This window comes from Streptomyces sp. 6-11-2, assembly GCF_006540305.1.
Lineage (GTDB): Bacteria > Actinomycetota > Actinomycetes > Streptomycetales > Streptomycetaceae > Streptomyces.
Genome location: NZ_BJOR01000001.1, coordinates 6,326,340 through 6,352,767, shown reverse-complemented (window position 1 = coordinate 6,352,767; position 26,428 = coordinate 6,326,340). Strand labels below are relative to the sequence as shown.

Below are 26,428 nucleotides of genomic sequence, written 5' to 3'. Positions count from 1 at the left end.
AGGCACACAGGCGAGTTGGCGATCCACGGCCGACTGGAGCGGCGCGAAGGGACCGTGCTGTTTGTCGTGGACGAGCGGCTGAGCGGACACGATACCTTCCTGTCCACGACCCTTCGCCTCGACCAGCCAGTGCACCTTCCTGAACTCCCGGTCAGGATCCTCACGTTCGATGACGTCACTGTCCTTGCGCCCCTCGTATCCGTCCTGCCCCGGGCACAGGCTGGCGAGGAGTGGAGCGGCACACTGCTGATTCCGCACGGCGCCCGCCCGCCGACGATCCCCGCCGACCTCGCCCAGGCCGCTGCTGAGGCGGGTGTCGACACCAGCGGCTGGTCGCCGGCCGAAGCCCGGCACCTGCTGACCTTCCTCAGCGAAGCCGACTCCGGGCCCGTGCGCACCGAGCGGATCGGCATGATCATCGCGGCTCTGGCGGGTCCGTCGTGAACGCGGCTGCGGTGCGGCTGGTGAGCCTCGATGTCGGATACACCCTGGGCGAGCCGTCCGGGACGACGCTGACGCAGCGGCTGGTGGAGCTGTCCCCGCTCCCGGCCCGGCGGGCGAAGCAGGTCGCTCAGCAGCTCCTGCATGCCCTGGACCCGCGCCGCGATGCGACAGCACCGCAGACGGTGTGTGCCGCTCTGGGGATCGCACCGTCCGCCTTCCCCCACGACCACCGCCCGCCCGGCTTCGCCCTGTGGCCCGGAGCGGTGGAGGCGGTGGCACGGGTCGCCCGGGTCGTGCCGGTGGTCACCCTGTCGAACGTGAGCCACTGGGACGAGCAGGAGACCGACGTCGCAGCACTCCTCGCCCCTCACCTCCGGGCCCATCACCCGTCGTGGCAACTCGGGTTCGCCAAACCCGACGCTCGCGCCGTGGAGACTGTCGCCCGGCTGCACGGCCGGGATCCCGCGGAGGTGCTGCACGTCGGCGACAGCCTCGACTACGACGTACGCGGCGCCCTCGCCGCTGGAGCCCACGCCCTGTGGATCACCCCCCGCACCGGGTCGTCCGAGGCACTCCGGCTGCTGGCCGAGCACCCCGGCCGGGTCACGGTCGTACCGGACCTCACCCGTGCGGTCGAGCACATCGAGCAGACCACCCTTCCGTCAACCCACATGATCAGGAGTTCCACCCCGTGAGCCAGTTCGACACCACTGCCCCGTTCTATGCCGCCTACCGGCCCGGCATCCCGAAGGAAGCCGTCGAGCTGCTCGCACGGCGGGTGGCCGGCAAGGAGCACCGGGCCCTGCTCGACCTCGGGTCCGGCACCGGACAGGTCCCCCTGGCCCTGGCCGGGAAGATGACGGAGATCGACGTCGTCGAGCAGGACGCGGGCATGCTCGGCGAGGCCGACAAGGCGCTCGCCGGGATGCCGGTCACCGTCCGCCTGCACAACACCTCCGCCGAGGAGTTCACCCCGCCCGCCTCCTACCGGGCCGACCTCGTCACGGTCTGCAGGGCGTTCCACTGGATGAAGCAGGGCGTGGTGCTGTCGCGCCTGGAGGGCATGACCGCGCCGGACGCGACCGTCGCGGTCATGGGCGACGGCAGCCTGTGGACCGCGCGCACCGAGTGGACCGACGCCCTGCGCGCCCTGATCCAGGAGTACCTGGGCGAGGAACGGCGGGCCGGGGTGGGCAAGAAGTACGCGGCGCACAACCGGCCGTACCGCGACATCCTCGCCGAGTCCGCGTTCGGTCAGGTCGAGGAACACATCATCGCCGTCGAGCGGGAGTGGACCACCGAGGCGGTGATCGGCTACCTGTACTCGACCAGCTTCGCCGCTCGGCCGCTGTTCGGTGAGCAGGTCGACGACTTCGAGCGCCGCGCCCGCGTCCTGCTCGACGAGCACACCGCCGCCGGCGGTCTGATCGAGCACGCCTCCTTCCAGGTCGTCCTCGGCCGCCGCGGCTGACCCGCTCCCCAGCCCTTCGCGCCGGGGCGGCTGTCTTCCCGCCCCGGCCCCGTGTCCTTCCGGAAGGAGATCCAGCATGCCCAGTCCTGTGGCGTGGAGCGACGACGAGCGTCGCCGGTTCGTCGCCGACGGCGTCCTCATACGCCGTGGCCTGGTCCACGGCGCCGTCCTGTCCCGGGCCCGTGACCTCGTCGGCGGCTGGCTGGCCGAGGCGTACGACCCCACGCGGCTCACCGCCTACACCGAACGCAGCTTCGCCCCCCAGCTGGAGGAGCACCCCGACCTCCTCGCCCTCTACCAGCGCAGCGGCCTTACAGAGCTGGCCGAAGACCTTCTGCGACCCGCGACGCCCGCCCCGGTCACCCGGGCGCAGATCCAGATCCGACTTCCGCACGGCGCCGAGCAGCCCGTGAAGCGGATGCACATCGACGGCGTCTCCTGCCCCCACCTGGAACCGCGCGACCTGCGCACGTTCAGCTTCATCGTCGGCGTCGTCTTGGACGGCAGCGCCACCGCGGACGCCGGCGCTCTGCACTACGTACCCGGCGGGCACCACCGGATGGCCCGGTACTTCGCCACGGACTGGGTCCTGGGGCAGCCAGCCCAGACCCCCGACGACATCGATATCCAGGACGGCACCGCTCTCACCGCCGGGCCCGGCGACGTGATCGTGATGCACCACCTCGTCCCGCACCGGGTCGGCATCAACACCAGCAGCATCCCGCGGGTGATGGCGTACTTCCGCGTCCACCACGCCCAGCACCCCGACCTCGCCCTGCGCGCCCTGTCGGACCCGTGGCTGGAGTACCCGGCGCTCGCCGCCCTCACCCGCCCCGGCACTGCGTGAGAGGGCAGAGCACCATGGACGTCCTCGCCCCCGACCAACTCGCCGACGCGGCCCGGCTCCTGGCCGCCGGGCCGATGGTCGCCGTGCCCACCGCGCGCTGGTACATGCTGTGTGCCCGCGCCGCCGACCCCGCCGCCACGAACGCGGTCTTCCGCGCCAAGCAGCGCCCCACCGCCAAGCCGCTGTTGCTCCTGCTCGACTCCTCGGCCACGGCCGAGGCCCTGTTCGACCTGAGCGGCGACGCCCGGCTGCTGGCCGGCGGCCTGTGGCCTGGGGAGCTCGGGCTGCGCCTTCCGTGGAAGCCGGGTGCCGAGACCGTCGCGGCAGTCGGTTCCCCGGCGCTCGTCGGATGCCCCGACGGGATCCTGGGCCAGCTAGTCGCCCTGGCCGGCGAACCGCTGACCGCCGCCGTGTGCAGCATCTCCACCCCCGCCGCCGGCGACGCGGACCACCCGGCGCTCACCGCGGCCCAGGTCGCAGGCTTCGAGCGGACCACGGGGGCCGGGATCGCCGCGGTCGTCGACGGCGGGATCTGCCCGCAGGGCCGGCACATGACCATCGTCGACTGCCCCGCGGGCGCCGCAGCCCGCCTGGAGCGGGAGGGCACCATCCACGCCCGCGCCGTCGAAGCCGCTCTCGCCCTGGCAGGAGGACCGCATGTGGGCTGACCTCGCCCGCCGCACGAACCGCCTGGTGCCCGACGCGTCGGTGGCCGCCGTCGCCGACGCGCTCGACTACCTCTGTCTCGCCCAGCTCTACCTGCACGACAACCCGCTCCTGGCCCGGCCCCTGGCCCCGGCCGACATCAAGCCCCGACCGGCCGGGCACTGGGGCGTGTGCCCGCCCGTCAACAGGATGCTCGCCGCCCTGGGCCCGCTCCAGGCGGCCGTCCCCGACGGCTACGAGCTGCACGTCCTGCACGGCGCCGGGCACGCCGGGCCCTCCGCCCTCGCCCACGCCTACCTCACCGGCCGACTCGGACACTCCCATCCCCACCTGCGCCAGGGCGAGGCCGGACTGCGCGAACTCGTCGCGGGCTTCCCCCGGGCCGACATCGGCGGGGAGATCACCCCGATGATCCCCGGCCACCTGCACACCGGAGGCCAGCTCGGACCCGCCCTCGCGATCGGACAGGGCACCGTCCTCGACGCACCCCACCGGCTGTCCGTGGTCCTGATCGGCGACGGCGAGTGCGAGACCGGAACGACCGCCGCCTCCTGGCTCGCCACCCGCGCGCTACACGGTACGGGCGACCACGGCACCGTCCTTCCCGTCGTCCTGCTCAACGGGCTGCGCATGGGCGGGCCGAGCGTGCTGTCCACCCTGAGCCGCACCGAACTCACCGACTATTTCACCGGCCTCGGTCACCGGCCCGTCTACAGCGACGGGCTCGACATCGGCCAGCTCCGCCAGGCGGTGGCCGACACGCTCGGCGCCGCCCAGCCCCTAGGCATCCCGGGGCCGTCGAGCGTCCTGGTCCTCACCCTGGACAAGGGCCACGGCGCGCCCGCCCACCTCGCCAGCACCCCGGCGGTCCACAAGACGCCGCTGCGCGACCCGGCCGCGGTACGCGCCGAGTGCGACGCGCTCGCCGAGTGGCTGGCCTCCTACCAGCCCACCCACCTCCTCAACCCCAGCGGCCGGCCCCGGCCGCACCTGCTGCCCGCGCTCCCGCAGCCCCGGCCCGAGCCTGCCGGCCTCCCGGCGCCGCGCGGCTGCGTCGCCGCCTCCACCCAGGTCGCCGCCCACGCCGCCGGCCGCCCGTTCGCGCAGGTGGTCCCCGAGGTCCTGCGGGCCCGCTCCCAGCAGGGACCGTTCCGCGTGTTCAGCCCCGACGAGCTGGCCTCCAACCGCCTCGACCTCACCGACGAGGACGGTCGCCCGGTGCCGTGGGCGGTGGAGGTGCTGAGCGAGGAGCTGTGCCACGCCTGGGCCCAGGGCTACACGGAGACCGGTCGGCACGCGCTCGTCGCCACCTACGAGGCGTTCGCGCCGATCACCCTCAGTCTCGTCCAGCAGCAGCTCAAGCACCGGGCGGTGCGCCGGCATGCCGGGCTCGCCCCGCTGCCCAGCCTGGTCTACCTCCTGACCAGCCTGGGCTGGCACAACACCCTCACCCACCAAAACCCCAGCCTCACCTCGGCACTTCTGGCCGGCGGCGACTCCACGCTCCACGTCCTGACCCCCGCCGACCCTTCGCGTACCGCCGCCGCGCTCACCTTCGCCCTGCGCAAGCTCGATCGGTGCACGCTCGTCGTCGCCGGCAAGCACACGACCGTCCACCACCCGCTGGAGACCCTCGACGAGGAGCTGCGGCACGGCATCGCGATCTGGCCCCACCTGACCCACCCCAGCCCCGGCGAGCCCGACCTGATCCTCGCCTCCGCCGGCGACTTGCCCGCCGAGGCCCTGACCACTCTGGCCCGACGGCTGCGCGCCGAACGCCCGGACGTGCGCCTGCGGTACGTCCACGTCCACGACCTCACGGCCCTCGCCGAGGACGGCACCCGCCCCCTCGCCCTCGCCCCGGACGCGTTCGCCCGCAGCTTCGGCACTCGGGCGCCGCTCGTCCTGGCCACCAGCGGGCACCCGGCCGACATCCACGCTCTCCTCGGCCGCCGCCATCCCGGGCCCCGGCTCACCGTCCTCGGCTACCGCGACCCCGGCCGCCCCGTCTCCCAGGGCCGCCTTCGTCAGCTCTGCGGCCTCGACGACGCCGGCCTGTGGCAGCTCGCTACCACCCTCACCGACACCCCGGAGGAGATACCGGTCCCATGAGCATGCTCCCGCCCGTCGCCCCCGACGCCGACGCCATCGCCGCCTTCGAACGCGACGGGTACGCGGTCATCCGCGGCGCGATCACCCCGGCCCTGCGCGACCAGCTCCTGACCTCCGCCGAGAAGCTGCTGGCCGGCGACATCACCCAGGGCCGCGACCGAGGAGGCGACGGCAAGGACGGCTTCCGCGGATGCCTCAACCTCGACTGCGCCTTCCTCCCGCTCCTGGCCAACCCCGCCGTCCTGCCCACCGTCGTCAAGCTTCTCAGCCCGAACATCCACCTGCTGTCGGCCCACCTCATCGCCCTGCCAAGCGGTCCGCCCCGCACCATCCGCATCCCCGAGCGCCACGGTTGGCACCGCGACATGTACGGCGTCACCGCCGACCTCGGCTTCCCCCACACCCCCCGCATGGCCATCAAGGCCGCCCACTACCTCACCCCCGTCACTCCCGACTGCGGGCTGACCATGTTCCTCCCCGGCAGCCACCGCCTCACCGAAGAACCCATCGTTCCCACCGGAGCCATCGACCCTCCCGGCGCCATCACCCCCGACATCACCGGAACCGACGCCGTCCTGTTCGAGAACCGGACCTGGCACACCGGAGGCATCAACCTCTCCGGCCGCCCCCGCATCGCCCTGATGCTCCAGTACGGATACCGCTGGCTCCACCCCGTCGACGACCCCGCCACCAACCTCCAGAAGGACTTCGCGCTTACCCCCATCGAGCAGCAGCTCCTCGGCCTGCCCGACCGCCACCCGGACGGATCCCTCGCCAAGGGCCGCGGAGCCGCCCCCATCCGCTCATGGTGGGAGACCGGCCCGTGGATTTCCGTGTCGGCCCAGACGCGCTAGCCGAGCGTTGGAGGATTCATCGACCAACCGCCGCCCGAGATGATCGCCGTCGCCGAAGAAGCCGGACAATCCTTCCTCGTCGGACTCATGCGCGACCGGATCGCCGCCGACGGCGACATCACCTGGGCGCCGGACACCGGTCTCGACGCCACGCATCCCTCGGCGGCCACCTCACCCAGCAGCTCCTTCACGGCGGCCCCCGCAGGATCACCCTCACTCGGCACGACGTCACCGTCGCTTCCGGCTCGCACCGCGCACCCGCCTGACCGCGGCCGCCTGGCGTGCGTCCATTACTTCAAGTGGCGCGCGCCGGCGTCCTAGGCGACCTGCCCCGTCGGTCGCCCACTTCAACAGCGGCAACCGGAGCGAGCAGGCCCCCGCGGACCGCGACGAAGCGACCCGGCTGCTGGAGCATGTGGCTGCTCACCACGGCCGGATCGACATCGCCGACCTGCGCCTCGCCTTCCGCCGCGTCCGCCTCGGCTCCGTTCCCGACGGCTGGGCGCACGAGGCCCGCAGCATCCACGCCCACTGACACCCCGCCGCCCTGCGACAAGCCCCCCACTAGAACAGCGGGTACGCCACCATTGCCCCACCAGCACGAGTACCGCGAGGGAGCACTACATCGTGAGTGAGCCGACCGCCGTCCTGCTCATCGGGATCACCGGCTCCGGCAAGACCCACCTTGCCCAGGCCCTCGCCGACCGCGGCCTCGTCCGCCTCAGCGTGGACGAGGAGGTTCATCGCCTTCACGGACGGTACGGCGTCGACTACCCCGAACACACCTACTTCGAGCGCGAGGCCCCCGACATGGAAACCGTACGCACGCAGCTCACGAAGCACCTGCGTGCTGGCCACTCCGTCGTCCTCGACCACGGCCTGTGGCGTCGTTCCGATCGCGACGAGTGGAAGAAGACGGTCCGGGCAGCCGGCGGACATCCGCTACTGGTCTACCTGCCAGCGACGAAGGAGGAACTTCTGCGACGCCTCGATGCACGCAACGAACGCCAGGACGCCAATGCCCTGACTGTGTCGCCCCAGGCCCTGGATGATTTCTTCGCTCGGTTCGAACCGCCCGCCGACGACGAAGACGCGGTGACGTACAACGGCAACACAGAGATCATCCGCTCCATGGCCCAGTGACGTACGCCCACCTGGATGCCAGGACCTTGCCCTTGCCTCGCCGCACTCCGGCGCGCTCCGGCTGGTCATAGGCTTCAATGCTCGTGTGAGGGGGCGCCGTCCGGATTCTCCACGGCTGAGAGCCGGGCGTCCCCGGGGACAACAACGACCTCGCAACCGCTGGACAGCCGCCAGTCGAGAGGTGCCCCCGCAGCTTTCCGCGCCCGCCGGTACGTCAGGGCCCAGCCCATGTCCCGCTCGGCCTTCCCGTCCGGTCCTATCCGGGTACGCCACCATAGCCAGCCGACCCAGGACTCCCGCTCTTTGAGAAGAGGCGCCGCGAAGGCGTAGGCAGTGGTCGTCATCTGCGCCAGCGGGCCGGCGAGCTGCTGCATGTTCGCAGCGACACCAGGTCCTGCCGAATCGAGACCCGGGCCGCGCGTACGGCTCCGCGTACGACGGCCGCGATGAACATGGCGATGATGCCCCCGAACAGGGCCCACCACTACCCCTTGGAGAGATCCCGTGAGCCCTGAGCATGCCTACCTCGGCGACCGTCCGCCCACCGTCGACGAGCTGAACGCCGAGGTCGCCGCCCGCGAGCGCACGGACATCTGCGAACTGGTCACGATCGGGCAGTCGCAGCGCGGCGAGGACCTGACCATGCTGATCGTCCGGTGACGGTCCGACCACGCAGGTCGTCGGGGAACGCACTGCAACGAGCCGGTCGCCCTGGCGACGGTTCTGGCGCACGCGCGGTACGTGGTGAGCAGCCCGGAGGCCAGGCGCTGCTCCTGGTACATCCTGCCGTGCATCGATCCCGATGGCGCGCGCCCCAACGAGGCGTGATGGACGGCCGGCATGCCGACTCTGGAGTCGTTCCATCGCGGGTTCTTCCGCCAGGCGCAAGCCGACCAGTCTGAGTGGACTCTGTCCCGCGCGGGCTTCGACGGGGTGCTGCCCGAGGGACAGGCAGTGGCCGATGCCGTCGACCGTGCCGCTCCGGACTGTCTGGTCAGCCTCCACAACAGCGAAGCGGCCGGAACGTTCTGCCTGGCCGTCGAGCCGTGTCCGGCGCTCGTGCCGATCCTGGAGCGAGCTTCCGCTCGGCACGTACTGCCGGTGAAGGTCGAGCCGTCGGACGCGATCGGCCTGGAGTGGCCTGACCCCGGCGTCCACGCCTTTCAAACCCATCGAGCAAATGCTCCCCGCTCCCGGCAGCGGCCGGCGGAAGTTCGGCACCAGCAGCGTGCACCACCGCACGCGACCGCGGCGCCGCCCTGGCCTTCGCGACCGAGACGCCGATGTGGACGAGGCAACCTCACCGGTTCCCTGCCGAGGACGCCGCCCGGTACCTGGAGGACACGGCAGCAGTGCTCGCGCCCGTCGCCGCGCTCCTGCCGGAACGCACGGACAACCCGTACCCGCCAGTCATCATCGACCGGCTCGGCATCCACGCCCTGGTGACCGCTGCTTACCGGAGCAATCCCGACGCGGGCGCCGGGTAGAACCTCGCTGTTTCGGCAGGACGAATGGGAGCCACTCCGGCACTGAGGTCGAGAGCCACGTTGCCCCATCCGTGCTGGGGATGGACACGACGCAAGTCCGTCATCGGCAATGAGATTGAGAGCCACCTCGATCGGGTGATTTCTGGTAGCGGTGCAGCGGCGCAAGGGGGCTGCCGCACATCCGGCATTCGGGCGTCGAGCCATCACTGCCACAGCCGCCTCCAACGCTGCCCTGTCGCAGAACTACGCACCGCTGGCGCCGCGGTCCGCGCCATAGGCTGCCATCAACTACGCGTGGGTTCCTTGGTGGCTGGTGTCAGAGAGGTAACCTCGCCCATCTCTCCCCCCGCGGTAGCGGTTGAGGCCACGGCGGTGGCTGAGGCAAAGGTGGCGGCCAGGGTGGCGGCCAGGGTGGCGGCCAGGGTGGCGACCACACGGCGATCACTACTGGCATCCGTTCGGCGAGATCCATCGTGCACCTGCCAAGAGCTTCACGGGCTGTGGAGTGGAGGGGATGAAGGTCCATCTCGGTGAAGTCAGCCGGGTCGTGCAGATGACGGGCGACTGGCGGTCCGAGGCCAGGCGGGGTGGGTCGAACTCGGCGGTGCTCCGCACCGACGGGCTGACCGGTGCGGGCTAAACAGGGCCTGCGGCGCAGCCCTCGGCCTCCTGGATCCGCTGGCCCTCCGCGTCGACCGCCAGCAGGGGCACCGCGTCGGGGATTTCGGGGGTGGTGCCGGTAGCGGCGAGGATCGTCGCAGCCGGCATGCGGTTGCCGGTCCGCGCGGCCATCGCCATGGCCGCCGCCGCGGCCGGCGCGGTGGCCCACGGCGGAACCACAAGAAGCATGAAGTGGTCGCTAAGCCCGCGGGTCACGCTCATCGTGTCATCGCTGGCGGTGAACCAGCCGATGTGAACGACGCGGCCGCCGATCGTGAGGCTGCGTGGGATGTCGTCCCAGGCGTCCTGGTCCAGCCCGACGCGCAGGATCGCGCCGAGGTGCGCGCTCAGTGCGGTGATGAGGCCGGGCAGCTCGGCGCGGACATCGCGGGAATGCGGCCACCACGCGCCATCGAACATCCCCGCGCGGGCCAGCGTAGGCTCCAGGGTCAGCCGAACTGCCGCGGGCGCCGTCGGCCGCGGGAAGAGGTTGGGGGAGCACCCCCATACGAATGCAGTGCTGCGGTTCGGCAACATGGCGTGCCGCCCGTCTCGGTTCTCGACGGAACCGGTTTGGTCTAGGGCGACGCCGACTCGGCTGCCAGCGGTGAAACGTCCTGGTGACTACAATTGTACTCCGCGCAACCGGTGGCGGGGCGGGGCCCGCGCTCAGGTGGTTCGCTCCCGCAGAGCCCGCCCGACGATCTCCCCCTGCTGGCTCCGGGTGTGCGTAGTTGAGGTACAGGAAGCAGCGCCGGGATTGATCATGGTCGTGCGCTGGAGATGCATCACGTACGCGCCGGCCGGTATCTGGGCGATCTGCTCGGTGAACGACCGCCGGGGACACCGCGGCTCCCGGCAGAACCAGCGGCGCTTGTGCCACAAGAACTCCAGGCCGCTGTCCCCGTAGGGAAGATCGCGGGGCCGGGTCACCGCCGAGCCCTTCACCCGGGAGGCGAATACCCCGCAGGCCGGACAAGCCCGCGCCGACTCGTCCGCCGTGACCGATGGACCCGGCGTCTGCCGCCCTCGGGCCGCTCGACACGTGCGACGGACACCCCGTCGAGGTCGAGCAGCAACGTCGTATCGTTGACCAAGCCCGTTGCTCCTGCGTGATCGTTCTGCGTCGAGAACAGAAATGATCAGGTATGACCACGGGCGCTCTGCATTCGGATGCCGACACCACCACGACCGTCACCATCGTGACGACAGGTCAGCGCCGCCAGCCGAGTGCACCGCTCAAGTTCGAAGACCCGTCAAAATGCCCTGATATCCGTCACCCTGAAACCGCCCGGCGGGCTGTGTCCGGGAGTACCCTGAAATTACCGAGGGCATTTCGCATAAGAGTTTCTAAGCTCCTGTCGTTCTCGGTGATTCACAACACCGGGCCGGTGTACACCGGCCCGGGGACGGGTCCGCGTCATGACCGCGACCATTCTGTATACGTCGGCGGTCGAGGAGCGGACCTTTTCGCTGCCGCTGCGTCTCGCGCTCGCCTCAACGGACACCCCTGGTGCTCTTCTGGACGGTGCGTGGTGGCCCCGCTCCCGCGACCTGGCGGCGGAACTTCCTGCGTTGACAGCGGTGCTGGATCCCCTTTGGGGGCGCATCACCCATGTCACGGTGAACCCGACCCTTTGGCCGGTCATCCCACGGAAGGTGCCCGTTGACGGGCACGTGGTGAGCGTCGGCTGGTTCAAGGCCGAGCAAGACCCCCACAAGCTGTTGCTGCTCTCCTACACCGTCGGCCGCTGGGACCTGCTGGTGATTCCGCCGCAGACGGATCCGGCCATCGCCGCCTGGCTGATGACCGCGGCTACCGGTCCGCTGCGCAGCCACACAGCGAGTGATCTGCTGGAGAGGGCCGAATTCCAACGGATGGTGACAGAAGCCGACCAGGCCCGAGAAGCGGTCTGGGACTCCGAGGGCGGCCATGGCGCCCGTGTGACCGCGCCAGCACGCTCAGCGTGATCCTCGAAACGGCCCCGGTGAAACCGCCGGGGCCGTCCTTTCAGGCGCAACACGTGAGAGTGCGCAACCCACAATCCACGGTACACCTGCAGGTATTTTCCGACGTGATTCCGTAGGCAGACGCGAAGCATGAGCACATTCTGCTCGGACCTCAAGCACCGACGACCGGGCTCAGCGGCCGGCCGCGCCCGGCCGCCGGCAGAGTGCTTGCTATTCCGCACTACCGTGCCACTGCCCCTGGACACGGAACCAGAGTCCGGGAGCGTAGATCGATTCGACGACAGCGGCTTCGCCTTTGGTCACCCTGAGGATCCGCAATGCGCCGCTCGGAAGCAGGTCGTACTCGTACGTGGCGGGCGACTCACCTTCGGTGATGTCGTCGTAGGAGATATCTGCAGCCGCCAGCTCCGCGTATTCCTTGGGGGGCCGGTTCTCCACCAGCTTGATGAACACGCTCATACCTTGACGATAGATCCCTCGCGGTTTTCTCGCGTGACATGCCAGATCTCCCCGCCAACGGCCGCACCAGCAGTCGGGCGGTATCGGCTCATTCCAGGGTGGCAAGGTGGTCGGCGGCGCTCCCACGCCACTCGATCAGGAAGAGGGTCGCGTCGTCGCTGGTGATCCCGCCCCGTTCCTCCATCAGGGCGTGGGAGAGAGAGCGCACCACCGCCCGCACTCCCTTCTCGGCGTGCTCGATGCGGTTGACCCAGGCGATGAGTTGTTCCACGCCGAACTGCTTCCCGCCGGCTTCGTGCTCCTCGATCAGGCCGTCGGTGAAGCACAGCACCCGGTCGCCGACCTGGAGTGTCTGCTCGCTGAGCTGGGGCTCGTCACCGCCGAAGCCGACCGGCAAGGTGGTCGCACTCTCCAGTTGCCGGACGACCTGGTGGTTGCGGATCAGCAGCGGTGCCGGGTGGCCGGCGTTGACCCGTTGCAGGTGGCCGGTTGCGACGTTCAGGCGCATCATCTGCGCGGTGACGAAGTGCTCGGGCCCGAACTGCTCGGCGATGGCCCGGTCCATGAACGCGTAGATCTCGGACAGCCCGATGTCGGCGCGTCTGGCGTGGCGGTAGGCGCCGATGGCGACGGTTGCCATGGTGGCGGCGTCCAGACCGTGGCCCATCGCGTCGATCGTGGCCACGTGCAGGATGTCGTCGTTGAGGGCGTAGTCGAAGCTGTCTCCGGCGACGCTGTAGGCGGGTTCGAGGATTCCGGCCACCGCGACCTGCGGGGTGGACATGGCCACTGGCGGCAGCAGGGACCACTGGATCTCCGCGGCCACGCTCATCGGTTCGCGGCGCCGGGTCTGGAAGAACTGGTCGGTGTAGCTGTGTTTGGTGACCAGCATGTCGGCGGCCAGGCCGGCGAGTCTGCGCAGCAGCCGCCGGTCGTCGTCATCGACGGTGTCCAGGGTGAGGGCCATCACTCCCACCTGGTCGCTGCCGTCCAGCAACGGCAGGTACATCCGGACGCCGTCGGCCTGCGGTACCTCCACAGGGGTCGCATACAGGAAGGCCGTGCCGGCGTGGGAGTCACCGATCGGCTCGGGCTCCCCGACGAACAGCCGCCTACCCGGCAGCGGCACCAGCACCCGCTGGCCGTAGTCCTGCAGGAGGATCGAGACGTCGCGGCCACCGACCCTGGCCACCTCTTCCGCGATCAGCGGGGCGATCAGCTGCGGCGGCATCTCGTGCGCCCGATCCAGCAGCACCCCCAGCAGCCGCTCACCGAACCCTTCCGACCGGTCCACCATGGCCTTGTCAGGCCGCCGCCCACCGTCCGCCACAGCCGCTCCCTTTCACCACAGCGGAACCGGTTTCGCCCGCTGGGCGGGCCTCTCCAAGGGGCCGCTCACCAGGCGCGGCCTCGGCCTTGGGGCTTGGGACAGACCGCGCGCAGCACCGCAGAATCGGCGCTTCAGCTGCCTCGTAGACGAAGATGGGACCCCACCAGCTCGTCGCTGGTGTAGCCACGCGGCTCGCCCCACCGCTCCGGCAGCCTTCTCCGTGTACGGCCAACTGTGCGACCACGGGATGACCACACGGACCGGCACCGGCACAGAGAGGAAAGAACGCTCGCCTGACGCAGGAGTCTCCTGGGGCTCCTCTGGAACTTCCGCCACCCTCAACGGGCACGAGCGTGAAACACCCGAAAGATCATCCATGCTGGCCAGAGCAGCGCGATCGCGACCGCACATCTCGGCAGGTCATTATGGGCTCGCTGGTCCATTCCGGGACAACCGACCAGGATGGCACCCGCGCGCTGCTGCCGTACGCTGCACTGTCCTCAGTCTCCGCAGAACGAGCCCTGACCTGCCTCCAGAGCCTCCTGACACCCCCTCAGAACGAGCGCCAAATGAGCGTCACGAGCGTCATTTCAGCGTCAAGATATCGCCCGTAACGCCCACACCGCACATAATGCGCACGGGCAAAACCGCAGGTCAGGAGCCCTTCGCGACCGGTTCAAGGATCGCGACGCACTCCACGTGATGCGTCATCGGGAACACGTCCCAAAGGCTGGAGGCGCGAAAACCCGCAGTTCAACGGGGGGGGCGTCCCACCTTGGGGACGGTCTCTGGAGCGTCAAACGAGCGTCACGGTCACGCCAGGCGACGGGGTGCAGGACCTCGCCCACCTGTACCCCACCGTCACCCGCGACAAGACCACCGGGCACGACCGAGGCGACCACGTTCGCCGACGGCGTCACAGCACCGTCTCATCGACCAGATCGAGCAAGCAGCCAGTGAGAGGGATCGGGCGCTTGGCCGAGGGAATACCGTTCAAGGCCACTGTGGGGCCTTGGCATCTGCCCGGCACCGGGCTTGGCCCGGGCCCCTCGCGCACCCGGGACGGCACCCTGAGCACCAGCGAGCGGCGAGGAAGTGACCGTGAGCGTATGCGGGCCTGACGGGGACGGTGGACCGACCACTCGTGCTCCGGAGAACGGGGATGGCCGGGGAAGGGCGATGACCTTGGGGGGACGCCGGCGGCGGAGACCGCAGCGCCCGTGGAGTCACTCTACGTGGTCGCGCGCATGCTCAGGGAGCGCTGACGGTGGACTGTGGCCACTTCGTCTTGCAGATCAGGGTGGTGTGAAACTACGTCTTTACAGCGGCCGACCTCGATCGTGTGTGGAGCGAGCCGAGATGTGCGCGATTTCGATGGCCCTGGGAGTGCCGGAGGTGAGGCAGTCGCCGGGAGAGGCCGCCGGCGCAGGCGATCCCCACGCCAGGGCAGAGACGACGGCACACACGGAGCGCGCGGCGTCCAGCGGCTCCTGCATGCCGGCCACCCTGCAGGCGAAGCCGGTGCCCTGCGAACCGGCACACCGCGTCATTCCGAAGGAATGCGAAACTCGAATTCGGGACGGTCCCACGGCACGGCGGGCGGGTTCGCGAACGCGGTCCCGATCCGCACTGCACCGACGCGGTGGTAGAAGTCCTCGGCGGGAAGATGCGACACGACCTTGACACGGTCGAGCCCGGCGGCACGGGCCTCGGACTGCATGTGCGCGACGAGCAGTCGTCCAATACCCCGTCCTTGCGCTTCGTCGACGACGAACAGCAGGTCGAGCTCCGGTGGAGCCAGGACGAGCGAGTAGAACCCGAGGACCCGGCCTCCATGCTCGTCGGCGCCGACGGCCACGAAGGCGCGGTGGGCCTCGATGTAATCAGGACCGACCCGGTAGCCCGCGACTGCGGCTGCGTACTTACCCTCGTAGGCGCCTGAGCCACGCACGAGCCGCGTGAGCCGTTTGGCATCCCGCGCGACGGCCCTCCGTATCGTGATCGGCTGACTGATCGGGGAAGTGCGCGACCTCATCGGGAGAGTATTTCGCACCGGGGAGTGCTTTCATACGGCGGGTCGGCTGCTCGGGCCCGGGCAGGCGTTCCTGCACCGCGCCCGGGAACCACTCGCCCAGGCCCCGATCGAGCAGATGGCCGTACTCACCGGCGACAAGGGTGGTCCGAGGGGCGAGCCGACCGTTCTCCGGAATGTAGACAGTGGCCACCCCGTGCGCGGCAGGAGCTGCCCGTATCCCGTGTCGAGCCGGACTCTAGGTCGCCCCTTCAGACTGCCACCGCTTCCGGGAAGACACGGAACGGGCGGCGTGAAGCCGCAGGCTGCGACCACACGGGAGGGTTCTCTTGCAGTTCCGGATCTTGGGCACGCTGGCAGTCGGCATCGGTGGCGCGTTCCACGCCGTTCCGGGGCTCCGGCAGCGTTGTCTGCTGGCGAGCCTGCTCATCCAGGCTCCCGCGGTGGTGCACGTCTCGACGTTGTACAGCGAGCTGTGGGGCGAGGAACCCCCAGCCACCGTCGAGAACGCGCTCCAGGCACATGTGTCGCGACTGCGACGCACACTGGTTCAGCTGGCGGGCGACCCGGCGGCGGACGTGCTGCGCGCCCGGGGCTCCGGATACAGCCTGGACGTGGCACCGGAGGACATCGACCTCAACCAGTTCCGCGGATACATACGCCAATCCCACCAGGCGATGGAGACCGAGGAGCTGCCCGCCGCCCTGGAGCTGCTGGACCGGGCGCTCGGGTTGTGGCGAGGGGCTCCGCTGGGTGACGCCGCCGCCGGACCGCTGTGCCAGAGCGCGGCCACGGAGTGGGAGGAGGAGCACCTGTCAGCGCGGGAGGACGCCTTCTGGCTGCGCATCCGCGCAGGAGAGCCGATGAGGGTGGTCGGAGAGCTGAAGCGGATGAGCATCGCCCACCCGTGGCGAGAGCGGATCACCGAGCTGCTCATGGTGGCGCTCTACCAGAGCGGGCGCCAGGCCGAGGCGATCGGTGTCTACAACGCGGCCCGGCTGCGGCTGGTCGACGAGCTGGGCATGGAGCCGTCGCCGAAACTGCGCCAGCTCTTCCAGCAGATGCTCAACCAGGACCCGGGCCTGCACGGCTCCACTGCTCTGCTGCGCCAGAGCGCCTGACCGGCCTCGGACGACGAGGGCGCGGGCCTGCCCGGAAGTGCCCGGCAGGCCCGCGCTGGTGGCGCGTCGGGCGAGGGCCCACGCGGGGGCTACTCGGCGCCGCCCCCGGGCAGCAGCCGGCAGAAGCCGGTGTACGCGGCCAGGGCCTCCGGCAGCACCACCGAGCCGTCCGCCTGCTGCCCCTGCTCCAGCAGCGCGGCGACGGTCCGCCCGATCGGCAGGCCGGAACCGTTGAGCGTCGCCGCGGTCTTCCGGGCACCGCCCGTCCGGTAGCGGATGGCGGCCCGGCGGCCCTGGAAGGTGCCGCAGTCCGACACCGAGGAGATCTCGCGGTAGCTGTCGCTGCCGGGCAGCCACACCTCGACGTCGTACGTCTTCCGCGCGGAGAACCCGATGTCGCCGGCCGGCAGCAACACCACCCGGTAGGACAACTCCAGTCGTTTCAGGCACACTTCGACATGACTGAGCATCAGCTCCAGCTGCTCCGCCGCGTCCTCGTCCCGGCAGACCCGGACCAGCTCCACCTTCTCGAACTGGTGCAGCCGCAGGATGCCACGGGTGTCACGGCCGTAGGACCCCGCCTCGGCCCGGTAGCACGGGGTGCGGGCGGTCATGGCCAGCGGCAGCCGACGCTCGTCGAGCACCTCCCGCGCCACCAGGTTGGTCAACGGCACTTCGGCGGTGGGGATCAGAAACATCTCCCGGCCGCCCACCGATGTGGCGAACAGATCCTCCTCGAACTTCGGCAGCTGCCCCGTGCCGGTCATGGTCTCCCGGCTGACCAGGTGGGGCACCGCGTACTCGGTGTATCCGTGCTCCTGGGTGTGCAGGTCGAGCAGCAGGGAGCACAGGGCCCGTTCCAGCAGGGCGCCGGGACCGCGGCTGACGCTGAACCGCGCCCCGGACAGCTTCCCCGCCGCCGCTGAGTCCAGTACACCCAGCCGCTCGCCGAGGTCGGCGTGGTGCCGCCCGAGGCCGGGGCCCGAGCCGCGTCGCGGGCCGACCCGCCGCACCTCCACGGCCTCCTTCTGGCTGAAGCCGTCGGGCAGGTCGTCCGACGGCAGGTTCGGCACCGTCAGCAGCAGCCGCTCCGACTCCCGGCCGGCCTCCCGAGCCTCGGCCTCGGCGGCCTGCACCCGCTCGCGCAGGCGCCGGTTGCGCTCACGCGGATCCTCGCCCGCCGGGTCCGCCGCGTCCGCGGCTTGTGGCCCGCCGGCCCGGTGCGGGCAGCGAGACGCCTTTTTCAGCTCGGCTCGCAGTCCGTTCACCGCCTCCAGCGCGGTCAGGCGTCGCCGGTGTGCCGCCCGCAGCGCGTCGAGGTCGAGCGGGTAACCGCGGCGGGCCAGCCGGCGCACCGCCTCCGGACCGTTCTCGATCAGCTCGCGTACATCGTGCACGTCGTTCCCTCCGGATCACGTGAACAGGGGCCGGTGTCAAGTCGGTTCGGAGACAGTGGCGGGAGCATGGGCCGGCGCGGCGATGTCCGTCCGGTCCGCGTCGGGGGCGACATACGCGGTGGCCAGCGCCCGGTAGCGCTCGGGGGCGACGGCCCGCAGCCGCAGCGCCCACAGCACGCCCAGCACGGCCACCAGCACGATCACCCACGGCAGCCGCGTGACGACGCCACCGGTCGCCCCGGTCAGCACATCGAAGTTGCCGACCACCAGCCAGAGGGTGGCGGTCAGGCCGGCGAGGCCCAGCAGCGGCACCACCGTGCCCCGCCACCAGCCCAGCCGAGTGCCCTTGCGGCGCAGGGCCACCGCGGACAGCGCCGACAGCGCCTGCAGGGCGACGATCCCGACGGTGCCCAGGCCGAGCATGCTGGTCGTCATGTTCGCGTACGGGTCCAGACCGCCGGCCGCGAACGCGACCGCGGCGACGGCGCACATCGCCACCTGCGCGACACCGGCCAGGTGCGGCGAGCCGAACCTTGGGTGCACCCTGCCCAGGAACGCGGGCAGCAGGCCGTCGTCGGCCATCACCTGCGCATACCGGTTGGCGGCACTGTGCAGCGCCAGGGTCGCGGCGAACAGGCTGGAGCAGAGCATGATCTGCAGTACGCTGCTTCCGGCGGCGCCGAGGTAGTCGTCGCCCAGGTTGAAGAAGAGGTCGCCGAGCTGCTTCCCGGCGGTCTCCCGCACCTGGCCCGGGCCGATCGCCCCGACCGCCGCCCAGCTGGTGAGCGCGTAGAAGCCGGAGATCAGCACCGCGGCGACGCAGGTCGCCCGCGGCACGCTGCGGCGGGGGTTCCGCGCCTCCTTGCCGTACAGGGCTGCCGACTCGAAGCCGATGAACGAGACGAAGGCGAACATCAGCGAGACGCCGAGGCCGGGGCCGGTGGCAGCGTGCCAGGAGAACGAGCTGCCCGGCAGGGCGTGCACACCGTGCCGGGCCAGTACCGCCACGTCCAGGGCGGCCAGGATGCCGATCTCGGAGATCATCAGCACCGCCAGCACCCTGGCGCTGATGGCGATGTCCCGGTACCCCAGGACGGCGACGAGCGCCAGACCTATCGCGCAGCACCACTCCCACGCCAGGTGCACCCCGTGGTCGGACAGCACCAGGCTGGTGAAGTAGCCCAACGCGCCGACCAGGCCGATGGTCGCGCAGTTGTAGGAGACCACCGCCGTCCAGCCGCTGCCGACCGCCGCGGGCCGGCCGAGGCCGTCGGCGATGGAGGCGTAGAAGCCGCCGGAGCCGCCGGTGCGGCGGGCACTGATCGTGTACCCGACGGAGAAGCACACCAGGGTGACGCCGGCGAACAGGAACGCGGCGGGGACGCCTTCGGCGGTGCCGATCGCGAACGCCAGCGGGACGGTGCCGACCATCGCGGACAGCGGTGCCGCCGCAGCGACGATCAGGAAGACGATATGGCTGGTGGTCAGGGGTCTGGTGGAGGCGGACGAGGATGGGCTTCCGGCGGTCATGGTGTGCTCCTGGGATCCGGGGTCGCCGTCGGTGGCGCGCGGGCGGGGAGCCCGGGCGCGGGGAGTGGGACAGGGAGGGGCCGCCGACCGTCCAGCCGGGCGGCGGCCTTTCCGGCGTGGGCCGGCCGGGCCGGGTCAGACACCCCATCTCGTTTGGGTGTCAAGCGGGCTGAGGGTGGGCGTGGTGTGACCACGCGGTTGCTTCGTCGTAGGTGGTTCGGGTTTTGAGGCAGCCGTGGAGGATGCCGACGAGTCGGTTGCCGAGCTGGCGGAGGGCGGGGTTGTAGCCGAGTTCGCGTGCTCGTTGTTTGTCGTAGTAGCGGCGGGCTCCGGGCGAGGCTCGTAGTGCGCAGAAGGCTTGGGTCTGGAGTGCGTCGGCCAGGCGGTTGTTGCGGACGTAGCGGGCCTGGACGGTGTGACTCTTGCCGGAGGCCCGGGTGACGGGGCTGGTGCCGGCGTAGTTTTTGCGGGCTTTCGCAGAGGCGTATCGGTCGGGGTCGTCTCCGAATTCGGCGACCACCCGGGCACCGGTGATCTCCGCGATACCGGGCATCGAGAGGTAGATCTCAGCGTCCGGGTGCTTCAGAAAATGGGCCTTCACCTGTTCTTCCAGCTCGGTGATCTGCTCGTTGAGCGCAATGATCAGCCGGGCGTGCGCGGTGGCGGTTGCCGCGTAGGCGGCAGTGACCTGCTCGGCCAGCGCGAGCTGCTGCTCGCGTAGTGCGGTCTGGATGGTGGCCGCTTTCGCGTCGCGGTTGCGTCGGCGGTGGCGGGCCAGCACGACGGTGATCTGGGTGCGGGTCAGTTTCGCCCCGGTGGCCGGGGTGGGGGCTTTGATCAGAAGTTCCAGAGCGTCGGTGCTGGTCAGGGTGAGGTCCGCGTAGGCGGCTAGGGCGGCGGGGAAGTACTCGCGCAGCGTGCTGCGCAGCCGCTGGAAGGTGCGGGTGCGTTCCCGGATCAGGGTCTGGTGAGCACGGGCGACGACCTTCACGGCCTGGGCGGCATCGCTGTCCCCGGCCACCGGTCGCAGGCGGTCGCGGTCGATGCGGACCATATCGGCCAGCGCGTGTGCGTCGCCCTTGTCGCTCTTGGCGCCCGAGGAGGCGTACCGCTCCTTGAACCGGGCGACTTGCCGGGGGTTGATCGCATAGACCTGGTAGCCAGAGGAGATCAGAGCCTGAACCCACGAGCCCCGGTCGGTCCCGATGCCGACAACCACCTCGCCAGGGTCCAGGGCCTCGCCGCCGTGGCGGGCAAGGAGTTCGTGGAGACTGGCGATGCCCGCAACACCTTCTGGCAGATTCGCGACGGCCAGCTTCCGGCCGCTCTCGTCTTGGACCTCAACGTCATGGTGGCCTTCGGCCCAGTCATCACCGATCAGCAGCAACAAGCCCTCCCCAAGTGCGTTCCCTTGTACTGCGGCGTAACCTGCGGAAGGCGCGGCACGCGGCCTAATGGATCCAGTGCTCACGCCCCGCGGGGCGGGCACGCCACCCCATCAGCGGTCTGGCCTCCCGGCCACCAGCAGGGGCACGGTCTGACCCGAGAAGTCGGTACTCCCGGCGGCCAAAGTGCTCACCTTCTGGCGGCTACGGAACCGAGCATTCCCCGGCACCGCACCTCCCATCAGGCGGCCGCGAAGGCCAGCACGGCGTTCTGCCCGCCGAATCCCATCGAGCTGCTCAGCGCGAGGTCGAAGCGGGTCCCGGTGGCCGTGGCGGCCACCTTGACCTCGCAGGCGGGATCGGGGACATCGAGGTTGGCGGTCGGCGGCACCACCTGCTCCTCCAGACTGAGCACGGTGAACGCGGCCTCGACCGCCCCGGCCGCGCCGAGCAGATGGCCGGTGACGCCCTTGGTGGAGGTCACCAGCGGGTCGCCGAGCACGCGGTGCACCACCCGGGCCTCGGCGAGGTCGTTGAGCCGGGTGGCGGTGCCGTGCGCGTTGACGTGCCCGACGTCGGAAGGCAGGCAGCCGGCGTCGGCGAGCGCGGCGCGCATCGCCGACTCCAGTCCGATCCCGTCCGGATGCGGAGAGGTGACGTGGTGGGCGTCGGCGGAGGCGCCGTATCCCGCCACCCCGGCGCGGACCCGGGCGCCGCGGGCGCGGGCGTCGGCAGACCGCTCCAGGACCAGCACCCCGGCGCCCTCCCCGGCCACGAAGCCGTCGCGGTCCGCGTCGAACGGGCGGGAGGCGGCGGCCGGGTCGTCGGTGCGCCGCGACAGCGTGCCCATGCGGGCGAAGCCGGCCATCACCAAAGGCGTGATCATGGCCTCGCTGCCGCCGGTGAGCACCACGTCGCACCGGTCGAGGAGCAGCAGATCGCGGGCAACACCGATGGCCGTGGTCCCGGACGCGCAGGCCGTGGCCACCACCAGGTTGGGGCCGGTGGCACCGAACTCCATGGCCGTCTGGCCGGCCAGCATGTTCGGCAGCTGCATCGGCAGCAGCAGCGGGGAGACCCGGTCCGGTGAGAGCTCCACCAGCACCCGGTGCTGGTCCTCCACGGTGCCTGGTCCGCCGTCGGCGCAGCCGAGCACCACGCCGACCCGGGCGCCGTCCCAGGTGGCCGGGTCCAGGCCGGCGTCGGTGATCGCCTCGCGCGCCGCGACCAGCGCGAACTGGCTGAAACGGTCGAGCCGGTGGGCCCGGCGGGCGCCGAGCAGGGCGTCCGGGTCCCAGTCCGGCACCCGGCACGAGATGCGTACCGGGTTGCCGTCGAGGGCGGGGTCGAGCGCCGCGGCCGGGCGTCCGGCGCGCACGCCCGCCCAGCTCGCGGCAGTGCCGATCCCGGCCGGGGTGACCAGGCCGAGACCGGTGACGGCGATGGCGGTGTCGGCCATCACACCCGTGCGCTCCGCTGCTCGATGAGCGCCACCATGTCCCCGACGGTCTCCGCCTCCAGCAGCTCGTCGTCGGAGACGGACACCCCCAGCTCGGTCTCCAGGACGAGCGACAGCTCGACGACGGCGAGCGAGTCCAGCTCGATGTCCTCCCGGGTGGCCTCCGGGGTGATCTGCTCGGGCGTGACTTTGAGCTTGTTGACCAGGATTTCCTTCAGCTTCTCGAACATGACGTGCTCGCCTCCCGTGTGACAGTGCGTGGGATGTGCCGGTGGGCAGGGAAGGGGCTCGGCCCCGGCCCGGCTCACAGCTCGGGCCAGGTGAGGGTTGCCGCGCCCCACGCCAGGCCGCCGCCGAAGGCGGTCAGCAGCAGCCGGTCGCCGGCCGTCAGGCTGCCGTCGGCGGCACTCTGGTCCAGGAGCAGCGGGATCGAGGCACCGCCGGTGTTGCCGACGTGCTCGATGTTGGAAAGCTGTCGCTCCCGCCCGATGCCGAGCCGTTCGGCGACCGCGCCGAGGATGCGGGCGTTCGCCTGGTGCGCGGCGAACCGGTCGACGTCCTCCGGCCGCCAGCCGGTGTCGGCGAGCGAGCGCAGCGAGGCCGCGGTCATCCGCTCCACCGCGTGCCGGTATGTGGCCCGGCCCGCCATCTGGAAGAACTCGTCGCCCGGCTGGGGACGGACACCGGAGGAGCGTTGGCGCGAGCCGCCGGCCGGCACGGCGATGAGGTCGCTCAGCTCGCCGTCACTGCCAAGCACCACCGAGCCGAGGGCGCCCGGCTCGTCCGCCGTGCCGGCCCGTAGCACTACGGCGCCGGCGCCGTCGGCGAAGATCACCGCCGTGCTGCGGTCGTTCGGGTCGATGATCGTGGTGAACGCGTCCGCGGCGACGACCAGCACCCGGTTGGCCAGGCCGCAGGCGATGAATCCGGCGCCGGCGGCCAGGGCGTACAGGAAGCCGGTGCACACCGCCGCCACGTCGAAGGCCGGCACCCCGCCCAGCCCCAGTCGGGCGGCCACTGCCGGGGCGGTCGCCGGGCAGGGGTGATCGGGTGTGGTGGTGGCCAGCACCACGGCGTCGACCTGCGAGTCCTGCGCCGATTTCAGGGCCCGCCGACCGGCCTCGACGGCGAGGTCGGAGGTGGCGGTGCCCGGGGTGACGACATGCCGTGAGGCGATGCCGGTCCGGGTGCGGATCCATTCGTCGGAGGTGTCCAGCCGGGCCACCAGATCGTCGTTGGTGACCACCGTCGGCGGTACGTAGCCGCCGACCCCGGTGATCACGGCCGCCCGCCCGGCGGGGGCGCCGAAGGATGGGCCGACGGGGAACGTCGGCGCCGTCACGGACGCTCACTCCGTCCCATCGCGTCCGCGGGCAGGCCCATGTACGCCATCCGGCTCGCGGCCATCTCGTCGGTCCACTGCTCCGCCATGTCGTAGCGCTGCTCGGGAGTGGTGTCGAGCAGCCGTACGCCCGGCCAGACCTCGTAGTCGCCGATCAGTTCGGCCTGTTCCAACATGCCCTGTTGGAACAGCTCCTCGCGGTGGATGACGTAGGGCCGGTCCGGCACCCGATCCCACAGCTCGGTGCCGGCCGCGAGGATCTCCAGCAGCCGCGGCGTGTACTCGGGGTGGTCGCGGACATGGTCGCGCAGGATGGTGCTGGCCACGGTCAGATGCCGGATCTCGTCGATCGCGGTGCCACGGGAGATCTCCTGGGTGGCCTCCGACAGCGGGGTCCACTTGCGCTCGCTCAGCTCGGCGGCCGGGGCGAGCACGCCCTCGATGACGATGGCGAAGACGGCCACCCCGCCGTGGAAATCACCCTGGTCGCGGATGATCTCCAAGGTGAAGTCCTCCACCGGCTGGAGCACTTCGCGCCGGTACTCGGCGGCCATCTCCTCGATGTCGGCCAGCAGCGTCCGCTCGGGCAGGCCCAGTTCCACCAGGTGGTTGCGGAACACCCGTGCGTGCCGGGCCTCGTCCATCAGCTGGGTGGCGTAGAACTCCATCTCCGGGATGCCGGGGGCGTGCGAGACGTAGTGGCCCAGCAGGCGGGTGGCGATCTCCTCCGACAGGCTGCGGAAGCCGAACTCCAGGACCAGCGCCTCACGCAACGGCCCCGGCCTGCGCAGGAACTCCGGCACGCCGGCCTTCTCGTGGTGCCCGGTGGCGCCGCGGTCCCGCAGGGTGCCCTGCGCGACCTCGGTGAACCAGTACGCGAGGTTGCAGCGGTCCGGGCCGAGGGTCAACTCCTTGGCCCCGTCGAGCAGGCCGGGGGCGGTGTCCCAGTCGGCCTCTTTGGCGGTGAACACATTCATGAGGGCACGTTCTCCTCGACGGACGTGGTGAGTGGCAGGCCGGGCGGCGCGAGAGACAGTCCGACGTCGATCGGTGCCGGGTCCGCGCCGAGCGGGGCGCCCTCCTCGTTCTCCGCGACCGGGATCAGCGTCCCGGCGAAGATCTCCCCGGAACAGCTGATCAGCGGGTCTCCCTCGGCGGTGTCGGCGTGGACGACCGCACCGAGCAGCACCTCGTGGTCACCGACCTGGAAGCGGCCCACCACCCGGCAGTCGTAGTGCGCCAGCGCCGCGTGGAAGAGCGGCGCCCGGGAGTAGGCGGCCGGATGCCAGTCGATGCCCCGGAACTGGGCGGCGCCGTCGGGCCGGGCGCTCCCGGCGAAGTGGCGGGCCAGCCGGCCCTGCTCACCGCTCAGTACGTTGACCGCGAACCGGCCCTCGGCGGTGGCGAGCTTGGCCAGCACCGAGTCGGGCTTCAGGCACACGCCCAGTACCTGCGGGCGGCGGGAGATCCGGGTCACCGTGCTGACAGTGGTGCCGTGGCGGCGGCCTTCGTGTTCGACGGTGAGCACCGACACGGGCGTGGCCAGCCGGCGCATGGCCCGGTCGTGGGCGCTCCAGCGCTTGCGCAGTGTCACGTTCCTCATCGGGTCGCCCCCCGGCCGGTCGGTACGGTCTCGCCGAGCGTGCGGGCGGCGGAGCCGGCAATGTGCCCCACGGGGACCGGGTCGCTCGCGTGACCGACCGGCTTGGGGTGCTTCAACCCCAGGTCGTCCAGCAGCCGCAGGTATCCGGGCTGGCGGACCGGCTCGAAGGGCAGCGCGAAGGGCTTCATGAAGTTGCCGAACAGACCACGGTCGCCGAACAGATGGAAGGGCAGCACGAGCAGCGCCCACTCCGGCTCGACCAACCAGCACCACAGCGCGGCGACGGCGCCTTGGGTGATCAGGCTGTGCATGACGTTGTAGGCGACGTAGTAGCCCTTGTGGATGGGGGCACCGCCGGAGCGCCGGAAGGCGATGGCTCCGGGGATGTAGCCGATCAGGTCGATGTAGAGAAACAGCCCGATGGCGGGCAGCCAGCGGATGTCGGCGAAGTGCCAGATGATCAGACCGGTCGTCACCGCCAGGCCGACCAGGTACTCGGCGCGGTGGAGCGAGAAGGTCTTCGGCGTCTCGAAGGGATTGGCTTGGTCCACGGTTGAACTCCTGTGTGAGTCCGGGGAGGTGTGCGGTGCCGGAGGCGGGCCGTCCGCCCGCCGCCGGCCGGTGGTCAGCCCGCGCTCGAGGCGGCTGCCGCGTCGAGGTCGATGTCCGAGTCGAGGATGGTGGTGCCGGGGAAGAAACCGGTGACGGCCCAGGCGACGGTCTCCCGGATGACGCGCTCGGCGATCGGGTCGAGGATGCTGGCGAGGCTCGGGATGCCGAAGTCGAAGTCGGCCTTGAAGACGACGGAGACGTCCGGGCCCTGCTGATGCAGCGCCCACACGCCTTCGAAGCTGTCGAAGTCGCCGTCGGTCTGCTCGAACCGGATCTCCAGCCGGTCGGGGAAGAAGGTCTCCTCCTCCGTCCAGCGCAGCAGCCCGCTGCGGAAGTGCAGTTCCCAGCTGGAGCTGCCGACCGGCTCCGGCAGCGTCGCGTGCACCTTCGTGGACCGTACGTGCGGGGCCAGTTCCGGGTAGCGCTCCCAGCGCGGGACGGTCGCGAAGACCTCCTCGGCGAAGGCGAGGCGCACCAGGGCGTGGAGTTCGACGTGTCGCATG

General features: G+C 70.9%; 30 protein-coding genes. 14 read left to right on the top strand and 16 right to left on the bottom strand.

Annotated elements, in window-relative coordinates:
- Positions 1 to 15 precede the first annotated feature (15 nt).
- From TNCT6_RS28190 to TNCT6_RS28150, 9 genes are all read left to right on the top strand, one after another.
- Entirely contained in the window at positions 16 to 444 is a 429-nt protein-coding gene (locus TNCT6_RS28190; protein WP_253266243.1) for a hypothetical protein, read from the top strand.
- A 20-nt stretch (positions 445 to 464) separates the two neighbouring features.
- Positions 465 to 1,139 (top strand): HAD hydrolase-like protein, encoded by a 675-nt coding sequence (locus TNCT6_RS28185; protein WP_253266242.1) that lies wholly within the window; start codon positions 465 to 467, stop codon positions 1,137 to 1,139.
- Complete coding sequence (locus tag TNCT6_RS28180; RefSeq protein WP_141363445.1) at positions 1,136 to 1,915, top strand: trans-aconitate 2-methyltransferase; 780 nt, start codon at positions 1,136 to 1,138, stop codon at positions 1,913 to 1,915. Before TNCT6_RS28185 ends, TNCT6_RS28180 begins: the two co-directional genes overlap by 4 nt.
- Positions 1,916 to 1,991: 76 nt before the next feature.
- Positions 1,992 to 2,762 (top strand): phytanoyl-CoA dioxygenase family protein, encoded by a 771-nt coding sequence (locus TNCT6_RS28175; protein ID WP_141363443.1) that lies wholly within the window; start codon positions 1,992 to 1,994, stop codon positions 2,760 to 2,762.
- Between the two features lie 14 nt (positions 2,763 to 2,776).
- On the top strand, positions 2,777 to 3,430 hold the full coding sequence (locus TNCT6_RS28170) for an L-threonylcarbamoyladenylate synthase (RefSeq protein ID WP_141363441.1): 654 nt from the start codon (positions 2,777 to 2,779) through the stop codon (positions 3,428 to 3,430).
- Positions 3,420 to 5,540, top strand: coding sequence for a phosphoketolase (locus tag TNCT6_RS28165; protein WP_141363439.1), 2,121 nt, complete (start codon positions 3,420 to 3,422; stop codon positions 5,538 to 5,540). The genes TNCT6_RS28170 and TNCT6_RS28165 overlap by 11 nt, the downstream gene beginning before the upstream one ends.
- Positions 5,537 to 6,394 carry a phytanoyl-CoA dioxygenase family protein gene (locus TNCT6_RS28160; RefSeq protein ID WP_141363437.1) on the top strand — a complete coding sequence of 286 codons (858 nt, stop codon included), beginning with the start codon at positions 5,537 to 5,539 and terminating at the stop codon, positions 6,392 to 6,394. The genes TNCT6_RS28165 and TNCT6_RS28160 overlap by 4 nt, the downstream gene beginning before the upstream one ends.
- A gap of 39 nt (positions 6,395 to 6,433) precedes the next feature.
- Entirely contained in the window at positions 6,434 to 6,715 is a 282-nt protein-coding gene (locus TNCT6_RS28155; protein WP_141363435.1) for a hypothetical protein, read from the top strand.
- Between the two features lie 306 nt (positions 6,716 to 7,021).
- Positions 7,022 to 7,537: an ATP-binding protein gene (locus TNCT6_RS28150; RefSeq protein WP_141363433.1), complete on the top strand. Its 516-nt coding sequence runs from the start codon at positions 7,022 to 7,024 to the stop codon at positions 7,535 to 7,537.
- Positions 7,538 to 7,611: 74 nt separating this feature from the next.
- On the opposite strand, the gene TNCT6_RS28145 is transcribed toward TNCT6_RS28150, so the two are convergent.
- Positions 7,612 to 7,911: a hypothetical protein gene (locus TNCT6_RS28145; protein WP_141363431.1), complete on the bottom strand. Its 300-nt coding sequence runs from the start codon at positions 7,909 to 7,911 to the stop codon at positions 7,612 to 7,614.
- Positions 7,912 to 8,041: 130 nt separating this feature from the next.
- Between TNCT6_RS28145 and TNCT6_RS28140 the strand changes: the two genes are divergently transcribed.
- The 3 genes from TNCT6_RS28140 (at position 8,042) to TNCT6_RS41735 (ending at position 9,664) form a co-directional block, all read left to right on the top strand.
- Positions 8,042 to 8,197, top strand: a complete 156-nt coding sequence (locus TNCT6_RS28140; protein ID WP_141363429.1) for a zinc carboxypeptidase — start codon at positions 8,042 to 8,044, stop codon at positions 8,195 to 8,197.
- Positions 8,198 to 8,820: 623 nt separating this feature from the next.
- Positions 8,821 to 9,024 carry a hypothetical protein gene (locus tag TNCT6_RS28135; RefSeq protein ID WP_141363427.1) on the top strand — a complete coding sequence of 68 codons (204 nt, stop codon included), beginning with the start codon at positions 8,821 to 8,823 and terminating at the stop codon, positions 9,022 to 9,024.
- Positions 9,025 to 9,538: 514 nt separating this feature from the next.
- Positions 9,539 to 9,664 (top strand): hypothetical protein, encoded by a 126-nt coding sequence (locus TNCT6_RS41735; protein ID WP_301184405.1) that lies wholly within the window; start codon positions 9,539 to 9,541, stop codon positions 9,662 to 9,664.
- On the opposite strand, the gene TNCT6_RS28130 is transcribed toward TNCT6_RS41735, so the two are convergent.
- Both TNCT6_RS28130 and TNCT6_RS41730 read right to left on the bottom strand, forming a co-directional pair.
- Positions 9,661 to 10,221, bottom strand: a complete 561-nt coding sequence (locus tag TNCT6_RS28130) for a DUF5994 family protein (RefSeq protein WP_301184404.1) — start codon at positions 10,219 to 10,221, stop codon at positions 9,661 to 9,663. The two genes, TNCT6_RS41735 and TNCT6_RS28130, sit on opposite strands and share 4 nt — an antisense overlap.
- Positions 10,222 to 10,353: 132 nt before the next feature.
- Positions 10,354 to 10,824, bottom strand: coding sequence for a transposase family protein (locus TNCT6_RS41730; RefSeq protein WP_301184429.1), 471 nt, complete (start codon positions 10,822 to 10,824; stop codon positions 10,354 to 10,356).
- 282 nt (positions 10,825 to 11,106) lie between these two features.
- On the opposite strand from TNCT6_RS41730, the gene TNCT6_RS28120 reads away from it, so the two are divergent.
- Positions 11,107 to 11,655: a DUF5994 family protein gene (locus TNCT6_RS28120; RefSeq protein ID WP_141363421.1), complete on the top strand. Its 549-nt coding sequence runs from the start codon at positions 11,107 to 11,109 to the stop codon at positions 11,653 to 11,655.
- Positions 11,656 to 11,865: 210 nt separating this feature from the next.
- On the opposite strand, the gene TNCT6_RS28115 is transcribed toward TNCT6_RS28120, so the two are convergent.
- From TNCT6_RS28115 to TNCT6_RS28105, 3 genes are all read right to left on the bottom strand, one after another.
- On the bottom strand, positions 11,866 to 12,114 hold the full coding sequence (locus TNCT6_RS28115) for a hypothetical protein (RefSeq protein WP_253266240.1): 249 nt from the start codon (positions 12,112 to 12,114) through the stop codon (positions 11,866 to 11,868).
- Between the two features lie 88 nt (positions 12,115 to 12,202).
- Positions 12,203 to 13,411 carry a PP2C family protein-serine/threonine phosphatase gene (locus TNCT6_RS28110; protein WP_172633246.1) on the bottom strand — a complete coding sequence of 403 codons (1,209 nt, stop codon included), beginning with the start codon at positions 13,409 to 13,411 and terminating at the stop codon, positions 12,203 to 12,205.
- A 1,579-nt stretch (positions 13,412 to 14,990) separates the two neighbouring features.
- On the bottom strand, positions 14,991 to 15,479 hold the full coding sequence (locus TNCT6_RS28105; protein WP_172633055.1) for a GNAT family N-acetyltransferase: 489 nt from the start codon (positions 15,477 to 15,479) through the stop codon (positions 14,991 to 14,993).
- 341 nt (positions 15,480 to 15,820) lie between these two features.
- On the opposite strand from TNCT6_RS28105, the gene TNCT6_RS28100 reads away from it, so the two are divergent.
- Positions 15,821 to 16,597, top strand: a complete 777-nt coding sequence (locus TNCT6_RS28100) for an AfsR/SARP family transcriptional regulator (RefSeq protein ID WP_253266239.1) — start codon at positions 15,821 to 15,823, stop codon at positions 16,595 to 16,597.
- Positions 16,598 to 16,686: 89 nt separating this feature from the next.
- On the opposite strand, the gene serS is transcribed toward TNCT6_RS28100, so the two are convergent.
- The 10 genes from serS to TNCT6_RS28050 all read right to left on the bottom strand — a co-directional run bounded on the left by serS (position 16,687) and on the right by TNCT6_RS28050 (position 26,427).
- The gene (gene serS / locus TNCT6_RS28095) at positions 16,687 to 17,994 is read right to left on the bottom strand and encodes a serine--tRNA ligase (protein WP_141363412.1); all 1,308 of its coding nucleotides are present in this window, start codon (positions 17,992 to 17,994) and stop codon (positions 16,687 to 16,689) included.
- Between the two features lie 36 nt (positions 17,995 to 18,030).
- Positions 18,031 to 19,524, bottom strand: coding sequence for an APC family permease (locus TNCT6_RS28090; protein WP_141363410.1), 1,494 nt, complete (start codon positions 19,522 to 19,524; stop codon positions 18,031 to 18,033).
- A gap of 160 nt (positions 19,525 to 19,684) precedes the next feature.
- Positions 19,685 to 20,911, bottom strand: a complete 1,227-nt coding sequence (locus TNCT6_RS28085; RefSeq protein ID WP_141366849.1) for an IS110 family transposase — start codon at positions 20,909 to 20,911, stop codon at positions 19,685 to 19,687.
- Between the two features lie 239 nt (positions 20,912 to 21,150).
- The gene (locus TNCT6_RS28080) at positions 21,151 to 22,368 is read right to left on the bottom strand and encodes a beta-ketoacyl synthase (protein ID WP_141363408.1); all 1,218 of its coding nucleotides are present in this window, start codon (positions 22,366 to 22,368) and stop codon (positions 21,151 to 21,153) included.
- Positions 22,368 to 22,598, bottom strand: coding sequence for an acyl carrier protein (locus TNCT6_RS28075; RefSeq protein ID WP_141363406.1), 231 nt, complete (start codon positions 22,596 to 22,598; stop codon positions 22,368 to 22,370). The genes TNCT6_RS28080 and TNCT6_RS28075 overlap by 1 nt, the downstream gene beginning before the upstream one ends.
- Positions 22,599 to 22,672: 74 nt before the next feature.
- Positions 22,673 to 23,710: a beta-ketoacyl-ACP synthase III gene (locus tag TNCT6_RS28070; RefSeq protein WP_141363404.1), complete on the bottom strand. Its 1,038-nt coding sequence runs from the start codon at positions 23,708 to 23,710 to the stop codon at positions 22,673 to 22,675.
- On the bottom strand, positions 23,707 to 24,687 hold the full coding sequence (locus TNCT6_RS28065) for a VlmB-like protein (RefSeq protein ID WP_141363402.1): 981 nt from the start codon (positions 24,685 to 24,687) through the stop codon (positions 23,707 to 23,709). The genes TNCT6_RS28070 and TNCT6_RS28065 overlap by 4 nt, the downstream gene beginning before the upstream one ends.
- Positions 24,684 to 25,313 (bottom strand): flavin reductase family protein, encoded by a 630-nt coding sequence (locus tag TNCT6_RS28060; RefSeq protein WP_141363400.1) that lies wholly within the window; start codon positions 25,311 to 25,313, stop codon positions 24,684 to 24,686. Before TNCT6_RS28060 ends, TNCT6_RS28065 begins: the two co-directional genes overlap by 4 nt.
- A complete protein-coding gene (locus TNCT6_RS28055) occupies positions 25,310 to 25,864 on the bottom strand; it encodes a hypothetical protein (RefSeq protein ID WP_141363398.1) in 555 nt (184 codons plus the stop codon). Before TNCT6_RS28055 ends, TNCT6_RS28060 begins: the two co-directional genes overlap by 4 nt.
- Positions 25,865 to 25,938: 74 nt before the next feature.
- A complete protein-coding gene (locus TNCT6_RS28050) occupies positions 25,939 to 26,427 on the bottom strand; it encodes a type II toxin-antitoxin system RatA family toxin (RefSeq protein ID WP_141363396.1) in 489 nt (162 codons plus the stop codon).
- Between the last annotated feature and the right edge of the window lies 1 nt (position 26,428).

Excerpts from the sequence above, each read along its gene's own strand:
- TNCT6_RS28175 (WP_141363443.1), top strand. The coding sequence starts at position 1,992 with ATGCCCAGTCCTGTGGCGTGGAGCGACGACGAGCGTCGCCGGTTCGTC.
- TNCT6_RS28170 (WP_141363441.1), top strand. The coding sequence starts at position 2,777 with ATGGACGTCCTCGCCCCCGACCAACTCGCCGACGCGGCCCGGCTCCTG.
- TNCT6_RS28165 (WP_141363439.1), top strand. The coding sequence starts at position 3,420 with ATGTGGGCTGACCTCGCCCGCCGCACGAACCGCCTGGTGCCCGACGCG.
- TNCT6_RS28160 (WP_141363437.1), top strand. The coding sequence starts at position 5,537 with ATGAGCATGCTCCCGCCCGTCGCCCCCGACGCCGACGCCATCGCCGCC.
- TNCT6_RS28155 (WP_141363435.1), top strand. The coding sequence starts at position 6,434 with ATGATCGCCGTCGCCGAAGAAGCCGGACAATCCTTCCTCGTCGGACTC.
- TNCT6_RS28145 (WP_141363431.1), bottom strand. The coding sequence starts at position 7,911 with ATGCAGCAGCTCGCCGGCCCGCTGGCGCAGATGACGACCACTGCCTAC.
- TNCT6_RS28135 (WP_141363427.1), top strand. The coding sequence starts at position 8,821 with ATGTGGACGAGGCAACCTCACCGGTTCCCTGCCGAGGACGCCGCCCGG.
- TNCT6_RS41735 (WP_301184405.1), top strand. The coding sequence starts at position 9,539 with ATGAAGGTCCATCTCGGTGAAGTCAGCCGGGTCGTGCAGATGACGGGC.
- TNCT6_RS28130 (WP_301184404.1), bottom strand. The coding sequence starts at position 10,221 with ATGTTGCCGAACCGCAGCACTGCATTCGTATGGGGGTGCTCCCCCAAC.
- TNCT6_RS28120 (WP_141363421.1), top strand. The coding sequence starts at position 11,107 with ATGACCGCGACCATTCTGTATACGTCGGCGGTCGAGGAGCGGACCTTT.
- TNCT6_RS28115 (WP_253266240.1), bottom strand. The coding sequence starts at position 12,114 with ATGAGCGTGTTCATCAAGCTGGTGGAGAACCGGCCCCCCAAGGAATAC.
- TNCT6_RS28110 (WP_172633246.1), bottom strand. The coding sequence starts at position 13,411 with ATGGTGGACCGGTCGGAAGGGTTCGGTGAGCGGCTGCTGGGGGTGCTG.
- TNCT6_RS28105 (WP_172633055.1), bottom strand. The coding sequence starts at position 15,479 with ATGAGGTCGCGCACTTCCCCGATCAGTCAGCCGATCACGATACGGAGG.
- TNCT6_RS28090 (WP_141363410.1), bottom strand. The coding sequence starts at position 19,524 with ATGACCGCCGGAAGCCCATCCTCGTCCGCCTCCACCAGACCCCTGACC.
- TNCT6_RS28080 (WP_141363408.1), bottom strand. The coding sequence starts at position 22,368 with ATGGCCGACACCGCCATCGCCGTCACCGGTCTCGGCCTGGTCACCCCG.
- TNCT6_RS28075 (WP_141363406.1), bottom strand. The coding sequence starts at position 22,598 with ATGTTCGAGAAGCTGAAGGAAATCCTGGTCAACAAGCTCAAAGTCACG.
- TNCT6_RS28065 (WP_141363402.1), bottom strand. The coding sequence starts at position 24,687 with ATGAATGTGTTCACCGCCAAAGAGGCCGACTGGGACACCGCCCCCGGC.
- TNCT6_RS28060 (WP_141363400.1), bottom strand. The coding sequence starts at position 25,313 with ATGAGGAACGTGACACTGCGCAAGCGCTGGAGCGCCCACGACCGGGCC.
- TNCT6_RS28050 (WP_141363396.1), bottom strand. The coding sequence starts at position 26,427 with ATGCGACACGTCGAACTCCACGCCCTGGTGCGCCTCGCCTTCGCCGAG.